This is a genomic window from Micromonospora sp. WMMA1996 (assembly GCF_002573675.1).
Classification (GTDB): domain Bacteria; phylum Actinomycetota; class Actinomycetes; order Mycobacteriales; family Micromonosporaceae; genus Micromonospora; species Micromonospora sediminicola.
Genome location: NZ_PDHU01000001.1, coordinates 3,965,829 through 3,984,760, shown reverse-complemented (window position 1 = coordinate 3,984,760; position 18,932 = coordinate 3,965,829). Strand labels below are relative to the sequence as shown.

At 75.2% G+C, this 18,932-nt stretch carries 15 protein-coding genes and 1 riboswitch; of the genes, 10 read left to right on the top strand and 5 right to left on the bottom strand.

Going from position 1 to position 18,932, the window contains the following annotated elements; genetic code table 11:
• The first annotated feature begins 42 nt into the window (after window positions 1–42).
• On the top strand, window positions 43–1,731 hold the full coding sequence (locus COO58_RS18325; RefSeq protein ID WP_091579866.1) for a ribonuclease J: 1,689 nt from the start codon (window positions 43–45) through the stop codon (window positions 1,729–1,731).
• A gap of 174 nt (window positions 1,732–1,905) precedes the next feature.
• Window positions 1,906–3,453 (top strand): S1 family peptidase, encoded by a 1,548-nt coding sequence (locus COO58_RS18320; RefSeq protein ID WP_098745898.1) that lies wholly within the window; start codon window positions 1,906–1,908, stop codon window positions 3,451–3,453.
• A 67-nt stretch (window positions 3,454–3,520) separates the two neighbouring features.
• Here COO58_RS18320 and COO58_RS18315 read toward each other — a convergent pair whose 3' ends face one another.
• Together COO58_RS18315 and COO58_RS18310 are read right to left on the bottom strand one after the other, a co-directional pair.
• A complete protein-coding gene (locus tag COO58_RS18315; RefSeq protein ID WP_098745896.1) occupies window positions 3,521–5,095 on the bottom strand; it encodes a YbjN domain-containing protein in 1,575 nt (524 codons plus the stop codon).
• On the bottom strand, window positions 5,092–5,571 hold the full coding sequence (locus tag COO58_RS18310; RefSeq protein ID WP_091579857.1) for a YbjN domain-containing protein: 480 nt from the start codon (window positions 5,569–5,571) through the stop codon (window positions 5,092–5,094). The genes COO58_RS18315 and COO58_RS18310 overlap by 4 nt, the downstream gene beginning before the upstream one ends.
• Before the next feature lie 113 nt (window positions 5,572–5,684).
• Between COO58_RS18310 and COO58_RS18305 the strand changes: the two genes are divergently transcribed.
• The gene (locus COO58_RS18305) at window positions 5,685–8,132 is read left to right on the top strand and encodes a DNA translocase FtsK (protein ID WP_091579853.1); all 2,448 of its coding nucleotides are present in this window, start codon (window positions 5,685–5,687) and stop codon (window positions 8,130–8,132) included.
• 62 nt (window positions 8,133–8,194) lie between these two features.
• Here COO58_RS18305 and COO58_RS18300 read toward each other — a convergent pair whose 3' ends face one another.
• Both COO58_RS18300 and COO58_RS18295 read right to left on the bottom strand, forming a co-directional pair.
• The gene (locus tag COO58_RS18300; protein WP_091579848.1) at window positions 8,195–8,434 is read right to left on the bottom strand and encodes a hypothetical protein; all 240 of its coding nucleotides are present in this window, start codon (window positions 8,432–8,434) and stop codon (window positions 8,195–8,197) included.
• Between the two features lie 85 nt (window positions 8,435–8,519).
• Window positions 8,520–8,834, bottom strand: coding sequence for a multidrug efflux SMR transporter (locus COO58_RS18295; protein WP_091579845.1), 315 nt, complete (start codon window positions 8,832–8,834; stop codon window positions 8,520–8,522).
• A 57-nt stretch (window positions 8,835–8,891) separates the two neighbouring features.
• Window positions 8,892–8,957: riboswitch (guanidine-III (ykkC-III) riboswitch) on the bottom strand.
• Window positions 8,958–9,053: 96 nt separating this feature from the next.
• On the opposite strand from COO58_RS18295, the gene COO58_RS18290 reads away from it, so the two are divergent.
• The 7 genes from COO58_RS18290 to COO58_RS18260 all read left to right on the top strand — a co-directional run bounded on the left by COO58_RS18290 (window position 9,054) and on the right by COO58_RS18260 (window position 15,142).
• Window positions 9,054–9,977 carry an ornithine cyclodeaminase family protein gene (locus COO58_RS18290; RefSeq protein WP_176558894.1) on the top strand — a complete coding sequence of 308 codons (924 nt, stop codon included), beginning with the start codon at window positions 9,054–9,056 and terminating at the stop codon, window positions 9,975–9,977.
• Window positions 9,978–10,026: 49 nt separating this feature from the next.
• The gene (gene rimO, locus COO58_RS18285) at window positions 10,027–11,529 is read left to right on the top strand and encodes a 30S ribosomal protein S12 methylthiotransferase RimO (RefSeq protein WP_098745895.1); all 1,503 of its coding nucleotides are present in this window, start codon (window positions 10,027–10,029) and stop codon (window positions 11,527–11,529) included.
• Between the two features lie 47 nt (window positions 11,530–11,576).
• The gene (pgsA, locus tag COO58_RS18280; protein ID WP_172967830.1) at window positions 11,577–12,158 is read left to right on the top strand and encodes a CDP-diacylglycerol--glycerol-3-phosphate 3-phosphatidyltransferase; all 582 of its coding nucleotides are present in this window, start codon (window positions 11,577–11,579) and stop codon (window positions 12,156–12,158) included.
• A gap of 50 nt (window positions 12,159–12,208) precedes the next feature.
• On the top strand, window positions 12,209–12,745 hold the full coding sequence (locus COO58_RS18275) for a CinA family protein (RefSeq protein ID WP_091579831.1): 537 nt from the start codon (window positions 12,209–12,211) through the stop codon (window positions 12,743–12,745).
• Between the two features lie 190 nt (window positions 12,746–12,935).
• Window positions 12,936–13,385 carry a helix-turn-helix domain-containing protein gene (locus tag COO58_RS18270; protein WP_091579827.1) on the top strand — a complete coding sequence of 150 codons (450 nt, stop codon included), beginning with the start codon at window positions 12,936–12,938 and terminating at the stop codon, window positions 13,383–13,385.
• 126 nt (window positions 13,386–13,511) lie between these two features.
• Window positions 13,512–14,363, top strand: coding sequence for a PspA/IM30 family protein (locus COO58_RS18265; RefSeq protein ID WP_098745893.1), 852 nt, complete (start codon window positions 13,512–13,514; stop codon window positions 14,361–14,363).
• 17 nt (window positions 14,364–14,380) lie between these two features.
• Window positions 14,381–15,142: a hypothetical protein gene (locus COO58_RS18260; RefSeq protein ID WP_098745892.1), complete on the top strand. Its 762-nt coding sequence runs from the start codon at window positions 14,381–14,383 to the stop codon at window positions 15,140–15,142.
• Window positions 15,143–15,257: 115 nt separating this feature from the next.
• Here COO58_RS18260 and COO58_RS18255 read toward each other — a convergent pair whose 3' ends face one another.
• Entirely contained in the window at window positions 15,258–18,872 is a 3,615-nt protein-coding gene (locus tag COO58_RS18255) for a multicopper oxidase domain-containing protein (protein WP_098745890.1), read from the bottom strand.
• Window positions 18,873–18,932: the final 60 nt, after the last annotated feature.

Genomic DNA, 18,932 nt, shown 5'->3' with positions numbered 1-18,932 from the left:
ACGACGGACGCCGCGCGACGGCGTCGCAGAATGAGGTGACGCGTGACCGAGGCGCACATCGAGGGTGAGCTGCCCCCGCCGCTGCCGGAGGGCGGCCTGCGGATCATCCCGCTCGGCGGACTCGGCGCCATCGGCCGGAACATGACCGTCTTCGAGTACGACGGCAAGCTGCTCATCGTCGACTGCGGGGTGCTCTTCCCCGACGTCGAGCAGCCCGGCGTGGACCTGATCCTGCCCGACTTCGGGCCGATCCTGGACCGGCTGGCCGACGTGCAGGCGATCGTGCTCACGCACGGCCACGAGGACCACATCGGCGCGGTGCCGTACCTGCTCGCCCACAAGCCGGACATCCCGCTGGTGGGTTCCCAGTTCACCCTCGCGCTGGTCGAGGCGAAGCTGGCCGAGCGGCGGATCCAGCCGTACACGCTGACCGTGCGGGAGGGCGGCCGGGAACGGCTGGGCCCGTTCGAGTGCGAGTTCTTCGCGGTGAACCACTCGATCCCGGACGCGCTGGCGGTGGCCATCCGCACCCCGGCCGGCCTGGTGCTGCACACCGGCGACTTCAAGATGGACCAGCTCCCGCTGGACGGGCGGATCACCGACCTGGCCGGTTTCGCCCGGCTCGGCGCCGAGGGCGTCGACCTGCTGCTCTCCGACTCGACGAACGCGGAGATCCCGGGGTTCGTCACGCCGGAGCGGGAGATCGGGCCGGTGCTCGACTCGATCTTCGCGAAGGCCAAGGGGCGGATCATCGTCGCCTCGTTCGCCTCGCACGTGCACCGGGTGCAGCAGGTCTTCGACTCGGCCATCGAGCACGGCCGCAAGGTCGCGTTGATCGGCCGGTCCATGGTCCGCAACATGGGCATCGCCCGCGACCTGGGCCTGCTCAACATCCCGCCCGGCCTGGTGGTCGGCATCGAGGAGGCCACCAACCTGCCGCCCGAGCAGATCGTGCTCATGTCCACCGGCTCGCAGGGCGAGCCGATGAGCGCGCTGGGCCGGATGGCCAGCGGCGACCACCGGCACATCACCATCGCGCCCGGCGACACCGTGGTGCTGGCCTCGTCGCTGGTGCCGGGCAACGAGACCTCGGTCTACCGGGTGATCAACCGGCTGGCCCGGGCCGGCGCCGTGGTGGTGCACAAGGACGTGGCCAAGGTGCACGTCTCCGGCCACGCCCCGGCGGGCGAGCTGCTCTACCTGCTCAACGTCGTCCGCCCGAGCAACCTGATGCCGGTGCACGGCGAGTGGCGGCACCTGCGCGCGCACGCCCGGCTCGGCATCGAGTCCGGCGTCGCGCCGGACCGGGTCGTGCTCTGCGAGGACGGCGACGTGGTCGACCTGGTCGAGGGTCGGGCCAGCCTGGTCGGGCGGGTGAAGAGCCGCTACGTCTACGTCGACGGCCTCGCCGTGGGCGACGTCAGCGAGTCGCTGCTGACCGAGCGGCGGATCCTCGGCGACGGCGGCTTCATCGCCACCACCGTGGTGGTCGACTCGGTCACCGGCAAGGTGGTCGCCGGGCCGACCGTCTCGGCGAAGGGCTTCTCCGAGGACCCGGCCGCGTTCAACCCGGTGATCCCGCTGGTCACCGAGGCGCTGAACCGGGCCGCCGCGGACGGCATCACCGACCCGCACCAGCTCCAGCAGATCGTCCGCCGCACGGTGGGCCGTTGGGTCAACGACGCGTACCGGCGCCGCCCGATGATCGTCCCGACCGTCGTCGAGGTCTGACCGACCGCGCCCGAGCGCCGGCCCACCGTCCGCGGTGGGCCGGCGTCGTCGCTTTCCGGGTACGCCCCGACACGCTGCGTCGAAACCGCTTGCCCCTGCTCAACCGATCGGCGTCCGTCTCCGTACTCCCGGTCGGCCGGCGTGCCCCTGCGCCGGTCGGGAGGAGCGTGGCGGATGGACCGCAGACGGATGACAGCCATCGGCGTACTGGTGGCGGCGGCCGGGTTGACGGCGGCGGTGACCCTGCCGTCGTTCGCCGGCGAGGGACCCCGGAGGGCCGCCCCGGCCGCCGACGGCGTGGCCCCGGAGGTCCTGGACGCGCTGGGCCGCGACCTCTCGCTCACCCGCGACCAGGCGGTACGCCGGCTGCGCACCGAACGCTGGGCGGCCGGCACGGTCACCCGGCTGCGCACCGAACTCGGCGCCGACTACGGCGGCAGCTGGCTCAGCGCCGACGGCGCCACGCTCACCGTGGCGGTGGCCGACCCGGCCGCCGAGGCCCGGGTGACGGCGGCCGGCGCGGTGCCGAAGCGGGTCGCGCGTGGCGTCGCCGAGCTGGACGCGGTGAAGACCCGCCTCGACGCGGCCGGCGCGGACGCCGGCCCGGACATCGCCGGCTGGTACGTCGACGTGGCCAGCAACTCCGTCGTGGTGGTCGCCCGACCGGGCGCGGAGGCGGCCGGCCGCCGGCTCGCCGCCGCCGGCGGGGCGGACGGCGGCACGGTCCGGGTGCGGACCGCCGACGAGGCCCCCCGGCCGTTGTTCGACGTGCGGGGCGGCGACGCGTTCTTCATCAACAACGCCGGCCGCTGCTCGGTCGGGTTCTCGGTGGTCGGCGGTTTCGTCACCGCCGGGCACTGCGGCCGGCCGGGGGACCGCACCACCGGGTCGAACCGGGTCGCCCAGGGCACGTTCGCGGCGTCCTCGTTCCCGGGTGACGACTGGGCGGTGGTCGAGGTCAACGGCGACTGGACGCCGCAGGGCGTGGTGAACGACTTCAACGGCGGCACGGTGGCGGTGAACGGCTCCACCGAGGCCCCGGTCGGCGCCTCGATCTGCCGGTCCGGCTCCACCACCGGCACCCGCTGCGGTGTGGTCCAGGCCAAGAACGCCACGGTCAACTACCCGGAGGGGACGGTCACCGGGCTGACCCGGACGAACGTCTGCGCCGAACCGGGCGACTCCGGGGGCGCGTGGCTCTCCGGAGACCAGGCGCAGGGCGTCACCTCCGGGGGGTCCGGCGACTGCACCCGGGGCGGGGTCACGTTCTTCCAGCCGGTCAACGAGATCCTCCAGCGCAACAACCTGACCCTGGTCACCACCGGCGGCCAGCAGGCGCCCGCCGAGCCGCCGGCCGGTGGCGGGCAGACCGCGCCGCCGGTGAGCACGCCGCCCGCGCCGCCGGCCGCCGACACCGAGTGCACCGGCCAGGTGAGCCGGACCGGCCGGATCACCGCCGGGCGCGCCCAGGTGCAGCCGGACGGCCGCTTCTTCCGGGTGGCCGGTGGCGCGCAGGAGGCCTGCGTCGCCGCGCCGGACGGCGCCCGGGTGGTGTTGGAGCTGCAACGCTTCACCGGCGGCGCGTTCCGCACCGTGGCCCGCGCGGACGGCGCGGACGGGATCGCCCGGCTGACCGCCGACACCCCGGCCGGCGCCTACCGCTACCGGGTCGTCGGGTTGTCCGGCTCCGGCACGTACACCCTGGCGTTCTCCGCCCGCTGACGCCGCCGTCGGCCCCGGGACCGCGACCCCCGACCACCACCGCCCGGTGGTCGGGGGTCGCGCCGCGTCAGGGGCGCAACGCGGCGACCGCGTCGGCGTACGCGGCGCCGGTGCGGATCGTGGCGGCCACCAGCACGGCGAGCTGGGCCGGGGCCACGCCGCAGGACAGGTCGGTGGAGACGCCGGCGGCCAGCACCAGCGTCCCGTCGCCGGGCTCGTGCACATAGGCGGCGGGCAGCAGCCGGTCGTGGTTCCAGGCGTTGCAGAACGCGTACGCCTCGGCCCGACGGTCGGCCGGCAGCCGGCGGGCCGCCACCACCCGGGCGTGCAGCACGTCGCCGAGCCGGCGGAACTGGATCGTCGCCTCACCCCAGCGTCCGGCCAGGGCGCCGTCCGGTTCCACCGTGTACGGCTCGCCCCGCGCGTCGAGCGCGCCGGTCAGCAGCGCCGCGTCCAGCGGGGCCGGCTCCTCGGGCCCGGGCGGCCCCGGCTCGGCCGGGTCGGTCTCCGGGTCCTCGTCGAACTCGCTCTCGGCGGGCAGCGGCACCGGCGCGGCGAGCGGCCGCTCGGCCAGCCAGGAGGCGATCCGGCCGGACTGGTGCCCGGTGCCGTTGCGGGCGTCGAAGCTGCCGGCCAACGCGGTGGCCAACGCCTGGAGTTGCCCGCCCAACGTCGCCACGTCCACCTCGGCGGCCGGTCGGGAACCGTGCCCGGGGCGGTGGATCCGCCGCCCGCCGAGGCCGGCCTCGGCGGCCAGCCCGCAGAGCAACGCGCCGGCCGCCGCGAACTCCATCGCGGACAGGTCGTCCGCGGGCCGGTCCAGCCGGGGCAGCTGCTCGGCCAGCACCTCCAGTCCACGGTGCAGGTGCCCGCCGAGCGCGCAGAACCGCAGGTGCGTGGCGAGCAGCGGGAACGCGGCCCGCTCCCGGCGGTGCCGACGGTAGGCGCGCACGTGCGCCCGGCCCGCCCGCACCTGCGCGCCGGTACGCAGCCACGGCAACAGGCCCGCGACGAGACCCCGTTCGGGCTGGTCGGTGCAGTCCGGCGCGAAGGCCGGACCCAGCGCCGCGAGAGCCGCGTCCGGCTCGCCCCAACCGGCCAGCAGCTCGGCCCGCCGGGCCGGGGCGCAGCCGGGGCAGCCAGCCACCGGGTCCGCGCCGTCACCGGCCGACCAGCGTGCGTAGGCGCGTCGGGCGGCCGGCTCGTCGCCGAGGTGGTCGGCGAGCCGGCAGCGCAGCTCGGCGACCGCCTCCGCGTCCTCACCCACCTCGGCGGCGAGCGTGTCCAGCAGGGACCGGGCCTGGTCCAGGCCGACCCGGGGGGTGCCGAAGAGCGCCTCCACCGCCTGCCGCTGGTGCCGGCGCAACCGGGTCGCCTCGTCCGGGCGGGCGTCGAGCAGCCCGGGGTGCCGGGCCAGCGTGGCCCGCATGCGGCGCACCGGCTCCACCGTCCGCCACCGCTCGCCCAGGTGCAGGTACGCCTCGACCAGCGCGAACCGGGCCGACAGGGCGGTACGCGGGTCGCCGGTGGCGTCGGCCCGGGCGGCGATCCGCTCCAGCTCGGCGCAGCGTTCCGCACCGTCGGGCCGGTCCCGGGCGTCGGCGAGCGCGGCGGCCAGCCCCCGGTCGCGGGCGGTCGTCACCGGACCGACCCGCCGGGCAGCGCGGCGACCGCGTCGGCGAGCTGGCAGCCGGTGGTGACGCCGCACTCGACGAGCCGGTCGAGCTGGTGCGGGGTGACCCCGCGTTCCAGGTCGGTGGTGACCTCGCCGCAGACCTGGGCCGACCCGTCGTCGGCGACGTGCACGTACGCCTTCGGCCACAGCCGGTCGTGGTTCCAGGTGTTGCAGAACGCGTGCAGGTCGGGCACCCGCTCGATGCCGAACCGGTACGCGGCCACGGTGCGGACCTGGAGCAGCTCACCGGCCCCGCCCCGGCGGTGGAACCAGATCAGGGCCCGCTCCCAGCGACCGGCCAGCGCGCCGTCGGGCTCCTCGGCCACCGCGTACCCCCGGTGGGTCAGCACGGCGGCGATCAGTTCGCCGGTCAACGGCCGCAACGCCTGCGGGTGTCCGGCCAGGGGACCGTCCGGACCGTCCTCGATCTCCGGCGACGCCATCGGGCATCCCTTCTGAGGCGAATAACACAAACGACGGTCCGATCCGTGCTGCGACGCGCGGACACGACCCGGAAAAGCGGCGTTCCGCCGGGTACCGCCGTTACCGTGACTCTATGGCGGGCCGTACCTCTCAGGCGAGCCGGCGGCGCGGCGCGTCGCCGCGCGGCACCACGAACAACCGTGCGCGCCAACCGGCGAAGAAGACGGCGCGCAAGCCCGTGCGCCGGCGCCCGGCGTCCGGGCCGAGCCCGGCCGCGTTCGTCGGCCGCGCCGTCAACGCGATGTGGATGGGGCTGGCGCACACGGTCGGCTGGGGCTTCCGGGCGGCCGGCCGGCAGGCCGCGTCCACCCGGGACCTGGACCCGGAGCACCGCCGCGACGGCGGCGGCCTGCTCCTGTTCGGCCTGGCCATCCTCAGCGCGGTGGGGATCTGGGGCGGTGGCGCCGGGCCGGTCGGCCGGCACCTGGCCGACACCGTGCGTCTCTTCGTCGGGGCCATCTCCATCGTGCTGCCGGTGCTGTTCATGGTCGGCGCGTGGCGGCTGATGCGCACGCCCGCCGACCCGGAGCACCGCGGCCGTGGCCTGGTCGGCTGGGGTTCGATGCTGCTGGCCACCGCCGCGATGCTGCACATCGGCCAGAACCCGGTGGACGAGGTGCAGCGCGACTTCGCCGGCGGCCTGCTCGGCGCCGGCGTGGGCGACCTGCTGAAGTCGGCGGTGACCGCCTGGGTGGCCATGCCGCTGCTGCTCCTGCTGCTGGTGTTCGGCCTGCTGGTGGTCACCGCGACCCCGATCAACAAGATCCCGGAGCGGCTGGGGCTGCGCGCCGACCCGGACGCGCCCGTCGTCGAGGAGGAGGCCGAGGTCGAGGCGCCGGCGAAGCCGGCCCGCAGGCGGCCGGCGAAGCGGCTCCCGCCGCCGACGGACCCGCTGGACCCGGACGACGAGCTGGCCGGCGTGGACCTCCAGGACACCATCGTGCTGCCGCGCAAGATGAAGGTGCCGGCGAACCGCAAGCCGGTGGAGCCGCCGGAGCACTCCCCGCTGCCGACCCGCGCCGAGCAGCTCGCGCTCACCGGGCTGGCCGGCGACTACACGCTGCCGCCGGCCAACATGCTCGGCAGCGGCGCCGCGCCGAAGACCCGGAGCAAGGCCAACGACGAGGTGATCGCCGCGTTGACCGGCGTCTTCGAGCAGTTCGACGTGGACGCCGCGGTCACCGGCTTCACCCGCGGCCCGACCGTCACGCGCTACGAGGTGGAGCTGGGCCCGGGCGTCAAGGTCGAGCGGATCACCCAGCTGTCCCGCAACATCGCGTACGCGGTGAAGTCGCCGGACGTGCGGATCCTCAGCCCGATCCCGGGCAAGAGCGCGGTCGGCGTGGAGATCCCGAACACCGACCCGGAGAACGTGTCGCTCGGCGACGTGCTGCGCTCGCGGGCCGCGACCAGCGACCACCACCCGATGGTGGTGGCGCTCGGCAAGGACATCGAGGGCGGCTACGTGGTGGCCAACCTGGCGAAGATGCCGCACATCCTGATCGCGGGCGCCACCGGCGCCGGGAAGTCGAGCTGCCTGAACAGTCTGCTTGTGTCCATCTTGACCAGAGCCACGCCCGACGAGGTGCGGCTGCTGCTGATCGACCCGAAGCGGGTCGAGATGACCGGCTACGAGGGCATCCCGCACCTGGTCACGCCGATCGTGACCAACCCGAAGAAGGCGGCCGACTCGCTGGAGTGGGTCGTGCGTGAGATGGACATGCGCTACGACGACCTCGCCGCCAACGGGGTCCGGCACATCGACGACTTCAACCGCAAGGTGCGCAACGGCGAGATCAAGGCGCCGCCGGGCAGCGAGCGGGAGATGCGGCCGTACCCGTACCTGCTGGTCATCGTGGACGAGTTGGCCGACCTGATGATGGTCGCGCCCCGCGACGTGGAGGATTCGGTCGTCCGGATCACCCAGCTGGCCCGGGCCGCCGGCATCCACCTGGTGCTGGCCACCCAGCGGCCCTCGGTGGACGTGGTCACCGGTCTGATCAAGGCGAACGTGCCGTCCCGGCTCGCGTTCGCCACGTCCTCGCTGGCCGACTCCCGGGTCATCCTCGACCAGCCGGGCGCGGAGAAGCTGCTCGGCCGGGGTGACGGCCTGTTCCTGCCGATGGGCGCGTCGAAGCCGGTGCGGATCCAGGGCGCCTGGGTGACCGAGCGCGAGATCGCCGACGTGGTCAAGTTCTGCAAGGACCAGCGGGAGCCGGAGTTCCGCCCGGACGTGCTGGCCCCGGCGCAGGACAGCAAGAAGAAGATCGACGAGGACATCGGCGACGACCTCGACCTGCTGGTGCAGGCGGTCGAGCTGGTGGTCACCTCGCAGTTCGGCTCGACCTCGATGCTCCAGCGCAAGCTGCGGGTCGGCTTCGCCAAGGCGGGCCGGCTGATGGACCTCATGGAGACCCGGGGCGTGGTCGGCCCGTCCGAGGGCTCCAAGGCCCGCGACGTGCTGGTCAAACCGGACGAGTTGGAGGAGGTCCTGGTCGGCCTGCGCGGCGGCGAGGAGTAGACGGGTCCACGACGAGGGCCCGCCGGATCACCGGCGGGCCCTCGTGGTGCTGACGGACGTGCTCAGGCGTTCAGGATGGCGGCGGCGAGGATGAAGCCGAGGACGGCGCCGGCGACGCTCGCCGCGGCGGCGTACCAGCCCAGCGGCTTGTCGCCGAGCACCGCGCCGACGATGCCGAGGATCAGACCGACCAGGCCGAGGAACGGCACGAAGATCGCGATGGCCGCGAAGACGAACGCGATGATGGTGCAGATCCGGGCGGCGTTGCTGCGCGGGCGGGCGGTGGCGTGGATGTCGGCCATGGTGTCCTCCGTGGGTGATCTCTGCCGGTGAGCTGGGGATCACCTACCCCGCCGCCACCGCCGTCCAAACCGGATCACCCATCGATCAGTGGAAGAGCTTCAGTCCGACCACGCCGGCCACCACGAGCAGCAGGCAGGCGATCCGGGGCAGGTTGGCCGGCTCGCCGAGCGCGAACATGCCGACGAGCGCGGTGCCCACCGCGCCGATGCCGACCCACACCGCGTAGCCGGTGCCGACCGGGATGTCGCGCAGCGCGTACGCCAGGCCGGCCATGCTGCCGACCAGCGTGACGGCGAAGACGGCGGAGGGGAGCGGGCGGGTGAAGCCGGCGCTGCGGTCCAGCGCGATCGCCCACGCGGTCTCCAGCAGTCCGGAGAGCACCAACACGATCCAGGCCATGACGATTCACCTCTGACGGGCGGGCCCGGCGCGGTCGGCCGGGCGGCGGTCGGTTCACGCGGGGCGTCTTGGCCTGACCGGGTACGCCCACCACTCGTCCGGGACGGCCCACGGGCCGTCGTGGCCGACGCTAGCACCGCCCGGGGCGAACCGGAGGCGGGGTGAGAAAGCCCACCATCGCTGGAGTTCACGCGAACTTCAGGTTGCAGGATGGCTGCCATGACCGTGCTCTTCTCCGACGAGGACGTCGCGGCGGCCGTGGACGCCCCGCTCACCGTGGCCGCCATGCGCGACGCGCTGCTGGCCGCGTACGCCGGGCGGCTGATCGCCCCGCCCCGGGCGTCCGCGCCGCTGGGCGGGGGCCGGATGGTGCTCACCGCCGGCCACCTCACCGGCGAGTGGTACGGCTTCCGCTCCTACGACACGTTCGGGCACCCGGAGAGCGGGCAGCTCGTCGTGCTGCACGACGCCACCACCGGCGCGGTGCGCGCCATCGCCGTCGGCGAGGAGCTGGGCTCCCGGCGTACCGGAGGGTTGGGCGGCGTGGCCGTGGACGCGCTGGCCCGCGCGGACGCCGCCACGCTCGGCGTGGTGGGTTCCGGCCGCCAGGCGTGGACCCAGGTGTGGGCCGCCGCGGCGGTCCGGCCACTGCGCGAGGTGACCGTGCACAGCCGCTCGGCCGCCCGGCGGGAGGCGTTCGCCGCCCGGGTCCGGGCCGAGCTGGGCGTGCCGGCCCGGGCTGTCGGCTCGGCCGCCGCCGCGGTGCGTGACCGGGATCTCGTGGTGCTCGCCACCACCAGCACCACCCCAGTGCTGGCCGCCGCCGACCTGGCCCCGGGCACGCACGTCAACACCGTCGGCTTCAAGCAGGTCGACCGGCACGAGTTCGGCCCGGACCTGCTCGACGCCGCCGACCTGCTGGTCACCGACTCGCCCGGGCAGGCCGCCGCGTACGCGCCGCCGATGCTCGCCGCGGTCGAGCCGTACGCCGGCCGGCTGCGCGACCTGGGCGCGGTGCTGGCCGGCGCGGTCCCCGGCCGGACCGGCGCGGACCAGATCTCGGTGTTCTGCTCCACCGGCCTGGCCGGCACCGAGGTGTTCCTGCTGGACCGCCTGGCCCGGGTGGCCGTCCCGACCCGTTGACCGCCCGGGCGGGTGGCGTGGCGGTCCGGAACCGGCCCGGTACCCTCGGATGGTGTCTGCCACCTCCTCCTCCCCGCAATCCGACGGGCGCCGGGTCGCCCTGCTGACCCTGGGCTGCGCCCGCAACGAGGTCGACTCGGAGGAGTTGGCCGCCCGGCTGCACGCCGACGGGTGGCAGGTGACCACCGACGGCGAGGGCGCCGACGTGGTGGTGGTGAACACCTGCGGCTTCGTGGAGAAGGCCAAGCAGGACTCGATCCAGACGCTGCTGGCCGCCGCCGACACCGGCGCCAAGGTGGTCGCCGCCGGCTGCATGGCCGAGCGCTACGGCCGTGAGCTTGCCGACAGCCTGCCCGAGGCGCAGGCGGTGCTGAGCTTCGACGACTACCCGGACATCGCCGCCCGGCTCGACGCGGTGGTGGCCGGGCAGGCGATCGACGCGCACACCCCGCGCGACCGGCGCGAGCTGCTCCCGCTCACCCCGGTCAAGCGCCGCGAGGCGGCGGTGTCGCTGCCCGGGCACGGCACCCCGACCCGGGTCGCCCCGGAGACCGACGCGCACACCCCGGCGCACCTGCGCCAGGTGCTGCGGCACCGGCTCGACACCGGCCCGGTGGCCTCGCTGAAGCTGGCCAGCGGCTGCGACCGTCGGTGCGCGTTCTGTGCCATCCCGGCGTTCCGTGGGGCGTTCGTCTCGCGTACCCCCGACGAGCTGCTCGCCGAGGCCGAGTGGCTGGCCAAGACCGGCGTCCGCGAGCTGGTGCTGGTGAGCGAGAACTCGACCTCCTACGGCAAGGACCTGGGCGACCCGCGCGCGCTGGAGAAGCTGCTGCCGCAGCTCGCCGTGATCGACGGGATCGTCCGGGTGCGGGCCAGCTACCTCCAGCCCGCCGAGACCCGGCCCGGGCTGGTCGAGGTGATCGCCACCACGCCCGGCGTGGCCGCCTACTTCGACCTGTCGTTCCAGCACTCCAGCGAGCCGGTGCTGCGCCGGATGCGCCGGTTCGGCTCCACCGACCGGTTCCTGGAGCTGCTGGCGTCGGCGCGCGCGCTGGCCCCGGCGGCGGGCGCGCGGAGCAACTTCATCGTCGGCTTCCCCGGCGAGACGAAGCAGGACGTGGCCGAGCTGGTCCGGTTCCTGACCGAGGCCCGGCTGGACGCGATCGGCATGTTCGACTACAGCGACGAGGACGGCACCGAGGCCGCTGGCCTGCCCGGCAAGGTCTCCGCGGCCACGGTCAAGCGGCGGTACGACCGGCTCAGCGCGCTCGCCGACGAGCTGTGCTCGCAGCGGGCCGAGGAGCGGCTCGGCTCGACGGTGGAGGTGCTGGTGGACTCGGTCGCCGACGGCGTGGTGGAGGGACGGGCCGCGCACCAGGCGCCCGAGGTCGACGGCTCGACCACCCTGGTCGCGCCGGACGCCGCCGGGGTCGACCTGACCGCGCTGCGCCCGGGCGACCTGGTCCGGGCCACGGTGACCGCGACCGAGGGCGTCGACCTCGTCGCCGTGCCGGATGAGATGATCTCGGCGGCGCCCGGCGCGGCACGGTGACGGCGGGCCCGGACGGAGCGGGGAAGCCACGGGGGGCGGTGCCGGACATGACCGGGGCGGAGTCGACGGTGGCGGCACCCGTACCGCTGCTCAACGCGGCGAACCTGCTGACCGGCGCGCGGCTGGTGCTGGTGCCGGTCTTCGCGGCCACCGTGGTGGCGTCCGGGATGACCCACGCCGGCTGGCGGACGGTGGCCTGTCTGATCTTCGTGGTGGCCTCCGCGACCGACCTGGTCGACGGGTGGATCGCCCGCCGGTTCCAGCTGGTCACCTCGCTGGGCAAGGTCGCCGACCCGATCGCCGACAAGGCGCTCACCGGCGCCGCGCTGGTGCTGCTCTCCTGGTACGACCGGCTGCCCTGGTGGGTGACGGTGGTGATCCTGGCCCGGGAGCTGGGCATCACCGCGCTGCGCTTCTGGGTGATCCGGCACGGGGTGATCGCGGCCAGCCGGGGCGGGAAGATCAAGACGGCGCTGCAGATCCTCGCGATCACCTGGTACCTCTGGCCGATGCCGGACGCGCTGGCCCCGGTCGGCCCGTGGATCATGGGTGCCGCCGTCGTCGTCACCGTGGTCACCGGGTTCGACTACATCGCCCAGGCGTTGCGGCTGCGGCGTCCCACCCGTTGATCCGGACGGCCGACGAGTAAGCCGGCGCCGGGCGGGAAGAAGGGGCGGTCATGGACACCGACGCGAGACACCAGCGACCCGCCGGCAGCCCGGCGGCCGCCGTCGTGCACCGCCTGCACGAGTGCGGCGAGACGCTGGCCACCGTCGAGTCGCTGACCGGCGGCCTGCTCGCCGCCGCGATCGTGGAGATCGCCGGCGTCAGTTCGATCTACCGGGGCGGTCTGGTGGTCTACGCCACCGAGCTCAAGGCGACGCTGGCCGGCGTACCCGAGGATCTGCTGGCCGCGCGCGGGCCGGTCGACCCGGACGTGGCCGCCGCCCTCGCCGAGGGCGGGCGGCGGCGCTGCGGCGCGGTCTGGGGGCTGGCCACCACCGGCGTCGCCGGGCCGGAACCCCAGGACGGCAAGCCGGTCGGGCTGGTCTACGTGGCGGTCGCCGGCCCCGCCGGCACCGAGGTCCGCCGGCTCGACCTCGACGGTGGCCGCGACCACATCCGCTCGGCCGCGGTGATCGAGGCGCTGCGCCTGCTCGCCGAGCGGATCCAGGTCGCCACCGACGTCGACCCGGCCGGCGCCGGCCGGCGATGACCGCCCCGCCCGGATGCGCCGGCCCGTCGCCGGACGGGATTGGACAGGCGGGGTGGGATGTCGTCGTGGCGGTCAACGGGTACGGTTGCGGGAAGGCTCCGGCGGACGACGTCGGCGCCCCGGGTGGTCCGCCGCCCCGGGCGCGGCAGGGTCGGTCGGGGAAGGTGGTTCCCGTTCAGGGGGAGGTGCGATGGTCCTGCTACGCCGGGTGATCGGTGACGCGCTGCGGGCACGCCGGCAGGGGCAGCACCGCACCCTCCGCGAGGTGTCGTCCGCCGCCAACGTCAGCCTCGGTTACCTCTCCGAGATCGAGCGCGGCCAGAAGGAGCCCTCCAGCGAGCTGCTGGCCGCCATCTGCGACGCGCTCGGCGCCCGCCTGTCGGAGCTGCTGCGCGAGGTCAGCGACACGGTCGCACTGGCCGAGCAGATGCCCGGCGTGCTGGTGCCGGTGGTCGACGAGCCGGTCGAGCCGACGCCGGTGGCCGCGGCCGCGGTGCGCAAGGCGACCAACCGGGGGGTCCGTCAGGTCACCTCCGACGGCTCGGTGGCCGTCCAGGTCCGCCAGGACTCGCCGCTCAAGGCGACGCTGCGCAGCACCCGGGTCCGCCCCGCCGAGCGGGACGTGGTCTGCGCCGCCTGACCCCGCCGTCGCGCCGTGGGCACCGGTGGCGCCCGCGTCGTAATGTTGATCAGGAGCGTACGGGTGCCGGAGTGGCGTCCGGCTGGGACGATGTAGGCGCGACGCTACTGAGGGGACGAGGCGGAGATGGCTAACCCGTTCGTCAAGGGTTGGAAATACCTGATGGCGCTCTTCGGCGCGAAGATCGACGAGCACGCCGATCCGAAGGTGCAGATCCAGCAGGCCGTCGAGGAGGCCCAGCGGCAGCACCAGGCGCTGGTCCAGCAGGCGGCGGCGGTGATCGGCAACCAGCGCCAGCTGGAGATGAAGCTGTCCCGGCAGATGACCGAGGTGGAACAGCTCCAGGGCAACGCCCGGCAGGCGCTCGCGCTGGCCGACCAGGCCCGGGGCCGGGGCGACGAGACCGAGGCCGGGCGCTACGAACAGTCCGCCCAGCTGCTCGCCACCCAGCTCGTCTCCGGCGAGCAGGCGCTGGAGGACCTCAAGACGCTGCACGACCAGGCGCTCGGCGCGGCCGCGCAGGCACGCAAGGCGGTCGAGAACAACTCGATGATCCTCCAGCAGAAGCTGGCCGAGCGCACCAAGCTGCTCAGCCAGCTGGAGCAGGCGAAGATGCAGGAGAGCGTCGCCAAGTCGCTGGAGTCGATGTCGTCGCTCACCGCGCCCGCCAGCACCCCGTCGCTGGACGAGGTGCGCGATCGGATCGAGCGCCGCTACGCCACCGCCATGGGCCGGGCCGAGCTGGCCGGCAACTCGGTCGAGGGCCGGATGCTGGAGATCCAGAAGGCGACGCTCGACTCGGCCGGATCGGCGAGACTGGAGCAGATCCGGTCGGGCATGGCCGGTGAGCAGCTCGGCGGTCGGCAGGAGCGCCCCGCCGTGGGGCAGCCGACCGACCCGGCGGCCGCCGCCCGGCTGGACGAGATCCGGGCCAGCATGAGCCGCGAGCGGAGCACCGGGGAGAGCACCACCGGCTGACGGACGGAGAGGGACCGATGGTGGACGAGCGGGCGCGACACTTCCGCCGACTGCGCAAACTGCGAGGCTCGGCGCGCCGGTGGAGCGTCCTGGCCGGAGGGCTCGGCGGTGCCGCCGCGGTGCTCACCCCGTACGCCGGGCTGGGTCTGCCGGACGCGGCCTGGGCCGGCGCCGCCGGCAGCGCGATCGCGGTGGCCGCCTGGCGCTGGATCGACCACCGGGCCCTCGCCGCCGTGCCGCCACCACCCGCCCTCGACCCGGCCGAGGCCGCCGCCCGCTCCCGCGCCCGGCTGGTCGCCGCCGTGGAGCGGCTGCCCGTCGGGCCGGGCGTCCTGGCCGAGGTACGCCGCGTCCGCTCCCGCCTCGCGCTGCGCGGCACCGCCGCGGCCGAGCCGTGGGCCCGCCTCGATCGGGCCGCGCTCACCCTGGCCGGGCTGACCGGCCGGATGACCGGGCTGGCCGAGCCGGCGGTCCGGGAGGCGGCCGAGGCCGACCGGTCCCTGCGGGAGCTGGCGACCCGGGTGGCCGGGGTGGAACGCGCGCTGAACATGGCTCCGCGCGGCCCGCTCGCCGAGGTGCACGCCACGCTGGTCACCCAGTTGACGGACGGGGTGGCCGCCTACGAGCGGCTGGTGGTGGCCGCCGCCGGTTACGTGGCCGAGGACGCCCGACCGAACACCGAGCACCCGGCCGCCGCCCGCCTCACCGAGGCCACCGACCTCCTGCACGGCGTGGCCTCCGCCCTCGCCGAACTCCGCACCCCCCTGCGCACCCCCTGACGGGCCCGCCCCGGGCCGACCATTCCTCGTTGACCATGAAGTTGGCGGCGGTGTTGATCTCGGATTCCGCCGCTGACCTCATGATCGACCGATGCTGACTTCATCAGCGGGGGGGTCAGGTGGGGGTGGTGATCTGGATCGGGGGGGTCCAGGGGGAGGTGCCGACGACGTTCGTCGCGCGTACCCGGTAGTGGTAGGTGACGCCTCGGGCCAGGCCGGTGTTGGTGAAGCCGCGACCGGTCACGCTGAACGTGGCCGGCTCCCGGGTGAAGGCGGGGTCGGTCGCGCGCTGCACCACGAACCCGGCCCCCGGTCCGGCCATGCTCTCCGCCGACCAGGTCAGGGTGACCGTGGCGGTGTCCGGGGCGGGCGCGCCGGCGGTGGCGGACACCGTGGTGGGCGTGGCGGGCCGGGGCGGCGTGGCCACCGCCGCCACCGTGGACCAGGGTGACGCCGCGCCCAGGTAGGTGGTGCGGACCCGGTAGTAGTACGTGGTGTCCGGCGCGACCGCCGGGTCCAGGTGGGCCTCGCCGACGGCGATGGCGGTGGTGCCCGGCCCGCTGGTGAACGTCGGGTTGGTGGCCCGCTGCACGTCCACCCCGGTGGCGAACGAGCGGTTCGTCCAGCGCAGCGACACCCGCAGCGGCGCGGCCGGCGGCACCACCGCGGCCAGCCGCTCCGGGGCGGCCAGCCGGACCGTGGCCGGCACGCTGTTCGACCAGGCCGAGCAGCTCACCGCGTTCTCGGCGCGGATGCGGTAGTGGTAGGAGACGCCGGGGGTGACGGTGGCGTCGGTGTAGCGGGTCGCGGTGGCGGCCACGGTGATCTCGGTCAGCCCGGCCGTGAAGGCGCTGTCGGTGGCGCGTTGCAACCGGTGTCTGGTGGCCGGCGGGCGACTGCCGTTGCCGGTCCAGGCCAGCGCGATGGCGGGCAGCGCGGTGGCCGAGCCGGGCGCCGGGGTCGCGGTCAGCCCGGTCGGTGCCGTCGGCGCCACGCGCAGCACCAGGGGACGGCTCATGCCCTGGTCGCGCAGCCCCGCCGAGCGGGTCTGCCAGCGATACTCCCAACCCAGGTTGACCAGCTGGTTGACCACCACCGCGGGTCGGCCGTCGACCGGGCTGACCGGGCTGGCGTCGAGCCGCGCGCCGGCCGGCCGGGTCGGGTCGAGCAGCCGTACGCTGTCGCCGATCGTGAACGGCAGGGCGGGCACGACGGGGCGCAGCGCCACCACCACGTCCTCGTGCGGGTCGACCCGGACGGTGTCCTTCCAGCCCAGCTCTCCCGGGTCCGGTGGGCGGACGGTGCCGTCCCAGCCGACCCGGTTGACCAGCTGCATGTCGCAGCCCTCGACGTGCACCGGGTGGGTGCGCTCGGCGTCGCCGACGATCCGCCACAGCTGGGTGCCGTCGGCCGCCGCGCCGATCGGCACGGCCGGGTCGGTCACGTGCAGCACCTCGGTGGCCGGGTCGACCGGGCCGAGCGGCAGTGTGGCCGGGGTGAGCGGCCCGGCGACCGGGTGGCCGACCCCGAGCCGCCCGACCGCCCGACCGTGCCGGGGCTCGAACACCTGCCCCACCGACTTGACCGCCAGCGGCAGCGTGACCGGCGCGGACGCGCCGGTCGGGGTGAACGTGACCGTGTCGGCCCGCGCCGGGACCAGCGTCGGCCGGGCGGTCCGGGTGCCCGTCGCCGCGTCGTACGCCGGTTGCGGCACGATCGGCGGCGGCTGGCTCTGCGCGTACGCGCCGGGCAGCCGCGCGGCGAGTCGGCGCACGTCGTACCGCTCGGCCGGGTCGCCGGTCACCCGGATCTGGAGCAGGGTACGGGTGTTCGGGCCGTAGCCGGGGCGGGCCGGGGGCAGGCCGCCGGCGGCGGCGTGGTCCGGCGCGCCGGTGTGGTGGTCGTAGCGGGGGTCGAACCGGGGCAGCGGCGCCGGGCAGTCGTTGTAGAGGATCAGCGTGCTGCCCGGTGGCACGGTGGAGAAGTCGACCACCACGTCGGCGCGCTCCCCGGGGGCGAGCAGGAGCGTGTGCCCGTCCACGTTGAGCACGGTGGGGTCCTGCCGGTCGTAGCGGTAGCCGACCGGGCGGTTGGGCCGCACCACGGGGGCCGGGAGCAGGCCGCCCTCGTTGCCGATCTGGATCATCTCCGGCCCGGCCGCCGCCGGGTCGGGCACGCCGCCGTCGCGTCCGTCCACCGGCCAGTACGCGGGGCGGCCGGGCGCCCGGACCGCCTCGACCATCGGCACCTCCCCGGACCGGGGGTCGGCCGGCGTGCCGTCGTCGGTCCACATCGGCCCGTCCGAGGCGGCCCGGTAGAGCTGGAGGTTGAGCGCCCGGTCCGCGCAGGCGTTGAGGATCCGGAACCGGTAGGCCCGCGGGGCCACCTCCAGGTACGGGTAGGCCACGCCGTTGACCAGCGGGGTGTCCCCGTACGCCTCCGGCACGGCCGACGGGTGCGGCACGCCCGGGACCAGCGGCGGCTCGTCCGGGTCGGTGACCGGGTCGTGGTGCGGGTTCGGCACCGGGGCGACCCACGGGCTGGCCCCGCCGTCCGGGTCGTGGGTCCACGGTCCGTAGTCCCAGCGGCCGGTGGGGTTGCCGCCGCCGAGCCGGTACGGGTTCTGTCGTGGTTGGTAGACGTGCGGGTGCCAGAGGCTGCCCTTGGCGCCCCAGCGCTCCCGGTCCCAGGTCGGGTCCTGGGCGGCGAGCTGGGCGTCGTCGGGCACGAACGTCTTGTCCTCGATCACCAGCGGGAGCTGGTCGGCGGGGAGCACGCCGTCGTCGACGAGCCGTTCCTCGGCCGGGTCGGTGAGCAGGTAGAGCGCGAGCTGCCCGGAGTAGACGGTGAGCCGGGACAGGCCGAGCGTGTTGTCATGCAGCCACATCAGCCGGCCGCTCTGCTCGTTCGGGAAGTAGAGCGTGGTGGCGCCGGCGCCCGGGGGTGGCATGTCCGGCACCGGGACGACGCCCACCCCGACCGGGTACGGGGTGATCTCGCCGGCCGGGGTGACCCACTGCCACGGGTTGCCGGCGCTGATCCAGGCGGTCTGCGCGCCGGCCAGGTGCGGCACCGCCCGGTTCTGCGGGTAGGGCGCGGGACCGTCCAGCGGGCCGGGGCCGGCCCCGTCGACGGTCTCGTCGACCGGCAGGAACAGTTCGCCGGCCCGCCCGGTGGGGAGCTGGTTGATGAACTTGATCCGTACCGGCCGGCCCCGTCGGGCCACGATCATCGGGCCGAGGTGCCACGGCCGGTCCGGCGGGCTCACCGTGTTGTGGCCGGTGGAGTCGGTGCCGAGGTTGAGCTGGCGGTAGCCGCGTAGCCGGGTGGCGGGCAGGTCCCGGTGCAGGCGTTGCGCGTACTCCTGGAGGCCGATCTCGTAGTAGTCGCAGCCCGGCCAGGTGATGGTGTCGGGCACCGCGACCGGCAGCCGGGCGCCGAGCCCGGCGGTGGCCGGCCGGCCGGGGACCGGCAGCGGGTCGACGAACTTGCGGATGCCGGTGCCGGGCACCGGTCGGCCGTCGGCGTCGAGCGTGGGCAGCGGGCTGCCGGCGGTGTTCGGCACCGGGCCGAACAGGCGCGGCACGGCGGCCGGGTCCAGGCTGGCCGGCGCCGGTCCGGCCGGTTCCGGCTCGGCGCCGCGGGCGGTCGGGACGGTGGGCGCGGTCTCCTCGGCTACCGTGGCGGCCCGGTCCGGCCGGCCGGGCCGGAGTCTGCGGAACAGCACCATGGCTCTCCCCGGGATCGGGGCGCGCCGGCCGTCACCCCGGCGTGGCGGGCGTACGCGCTG

What these genes read in the sequence shown, in the direction of transcription:
- COO58_RS18320 (WP_098745898.1), top strand. Translation starts at nt 1,906, where the DNA reads ATGGACCGCAGACGGATGACAGCCATCGGCGTACTGGTGGCGGCGGCC.
- COO58_RS18310 (WP_091579857.1), bottom strand. Translation starts at nt 5,571, where the DNA reads ATGGCGTCGCCGGAGATCGAGGACGGTCCGGACGGTCCCCTGGCCGGA.
- COO58_RS18305 (WP_091579853.1), top strand. Translation starts at nt 5,685, where the DNA reads ATGGCGGGCCGTACCTCTCAGGCGAGCCGGCGGCGCGGCGCGTCGCCG.
- COO58_RS18300 (WP_091579848.1), bottom strand. Translation starts at nt 8,434, where the DNA reads ATGGCCGACATCCACGCCACCGCCCGCCCGCGCAGCAACGCCGCCCGG.
- COO58_RS18295 (WP_091579845.1), bottom strand. Translation starts at nt 8,834, where the DNA reads ATGGCCTGGATCGTGTTGGTGCTCTCCGGACTGCTGGAGACCGCGTGG.
- COO58_RS18290 (WP_176558894.1), top strand. Translation starts at nt 9,054, where the DNA reads ATGACCGTGCTCTTCTCCGACGAGGACGTCGCGGCGGCCGTGGACGCC.
- rimO (WP_098745895.1), top strand. Translation starts at nt 10,027, where the DNA reads ATGGTGTCTGCCACCTCCTCCTCCCCGCAATCCGACGGGCGCCGGGTC.
- pgsA (WP_172967830.1), top strand. Translation starts at nt 11,577, where the DNA reads ATGACCGGGGCGGAGTCGACGGTGGCGGCACCCGTACCGCTGCTCAAC.
- COO58_RS18275 (WP_091579831.1), top strand. Translation starts at nt 12,209, where the DNA reads ATGGACACCGACGCGAGACACCAGCGACCCGCCGGCAGCCCGGCGGCC.
- COO58_RS18270 (WP_091579827.1), top strand. Translation starts at nt 12,936, where the DNA reads ATGGTCCTGCTACGCCGGGTGATCGGTGACGCGCTGCGGGCACGCCGG.
- COO58_RS18265 (WP_098745893.1), top strand. Translation starts at nt 13,512, where the DNA reads ATGGCTAACCCGTTCGTCAAGGGTTGGAAATACCTGATGGCGCTCTTC.
- COO58_RS18260 (WP_098745892.1), top strand. Translation starts at nt 14,381, where the DNA reads ATGGTGGACGAGCGGGCGCGACACTTCCGCCGACTGCGCAAACTGCGA.
- COO58_RS18255 (WP_098745890.1), bottom strand. Translation starts at nt 18,872, where the DNA reads ATGGTGCTGTTCCGCAGACTCCGGCCCGGCCGGCCGGACCGGGCCGCC.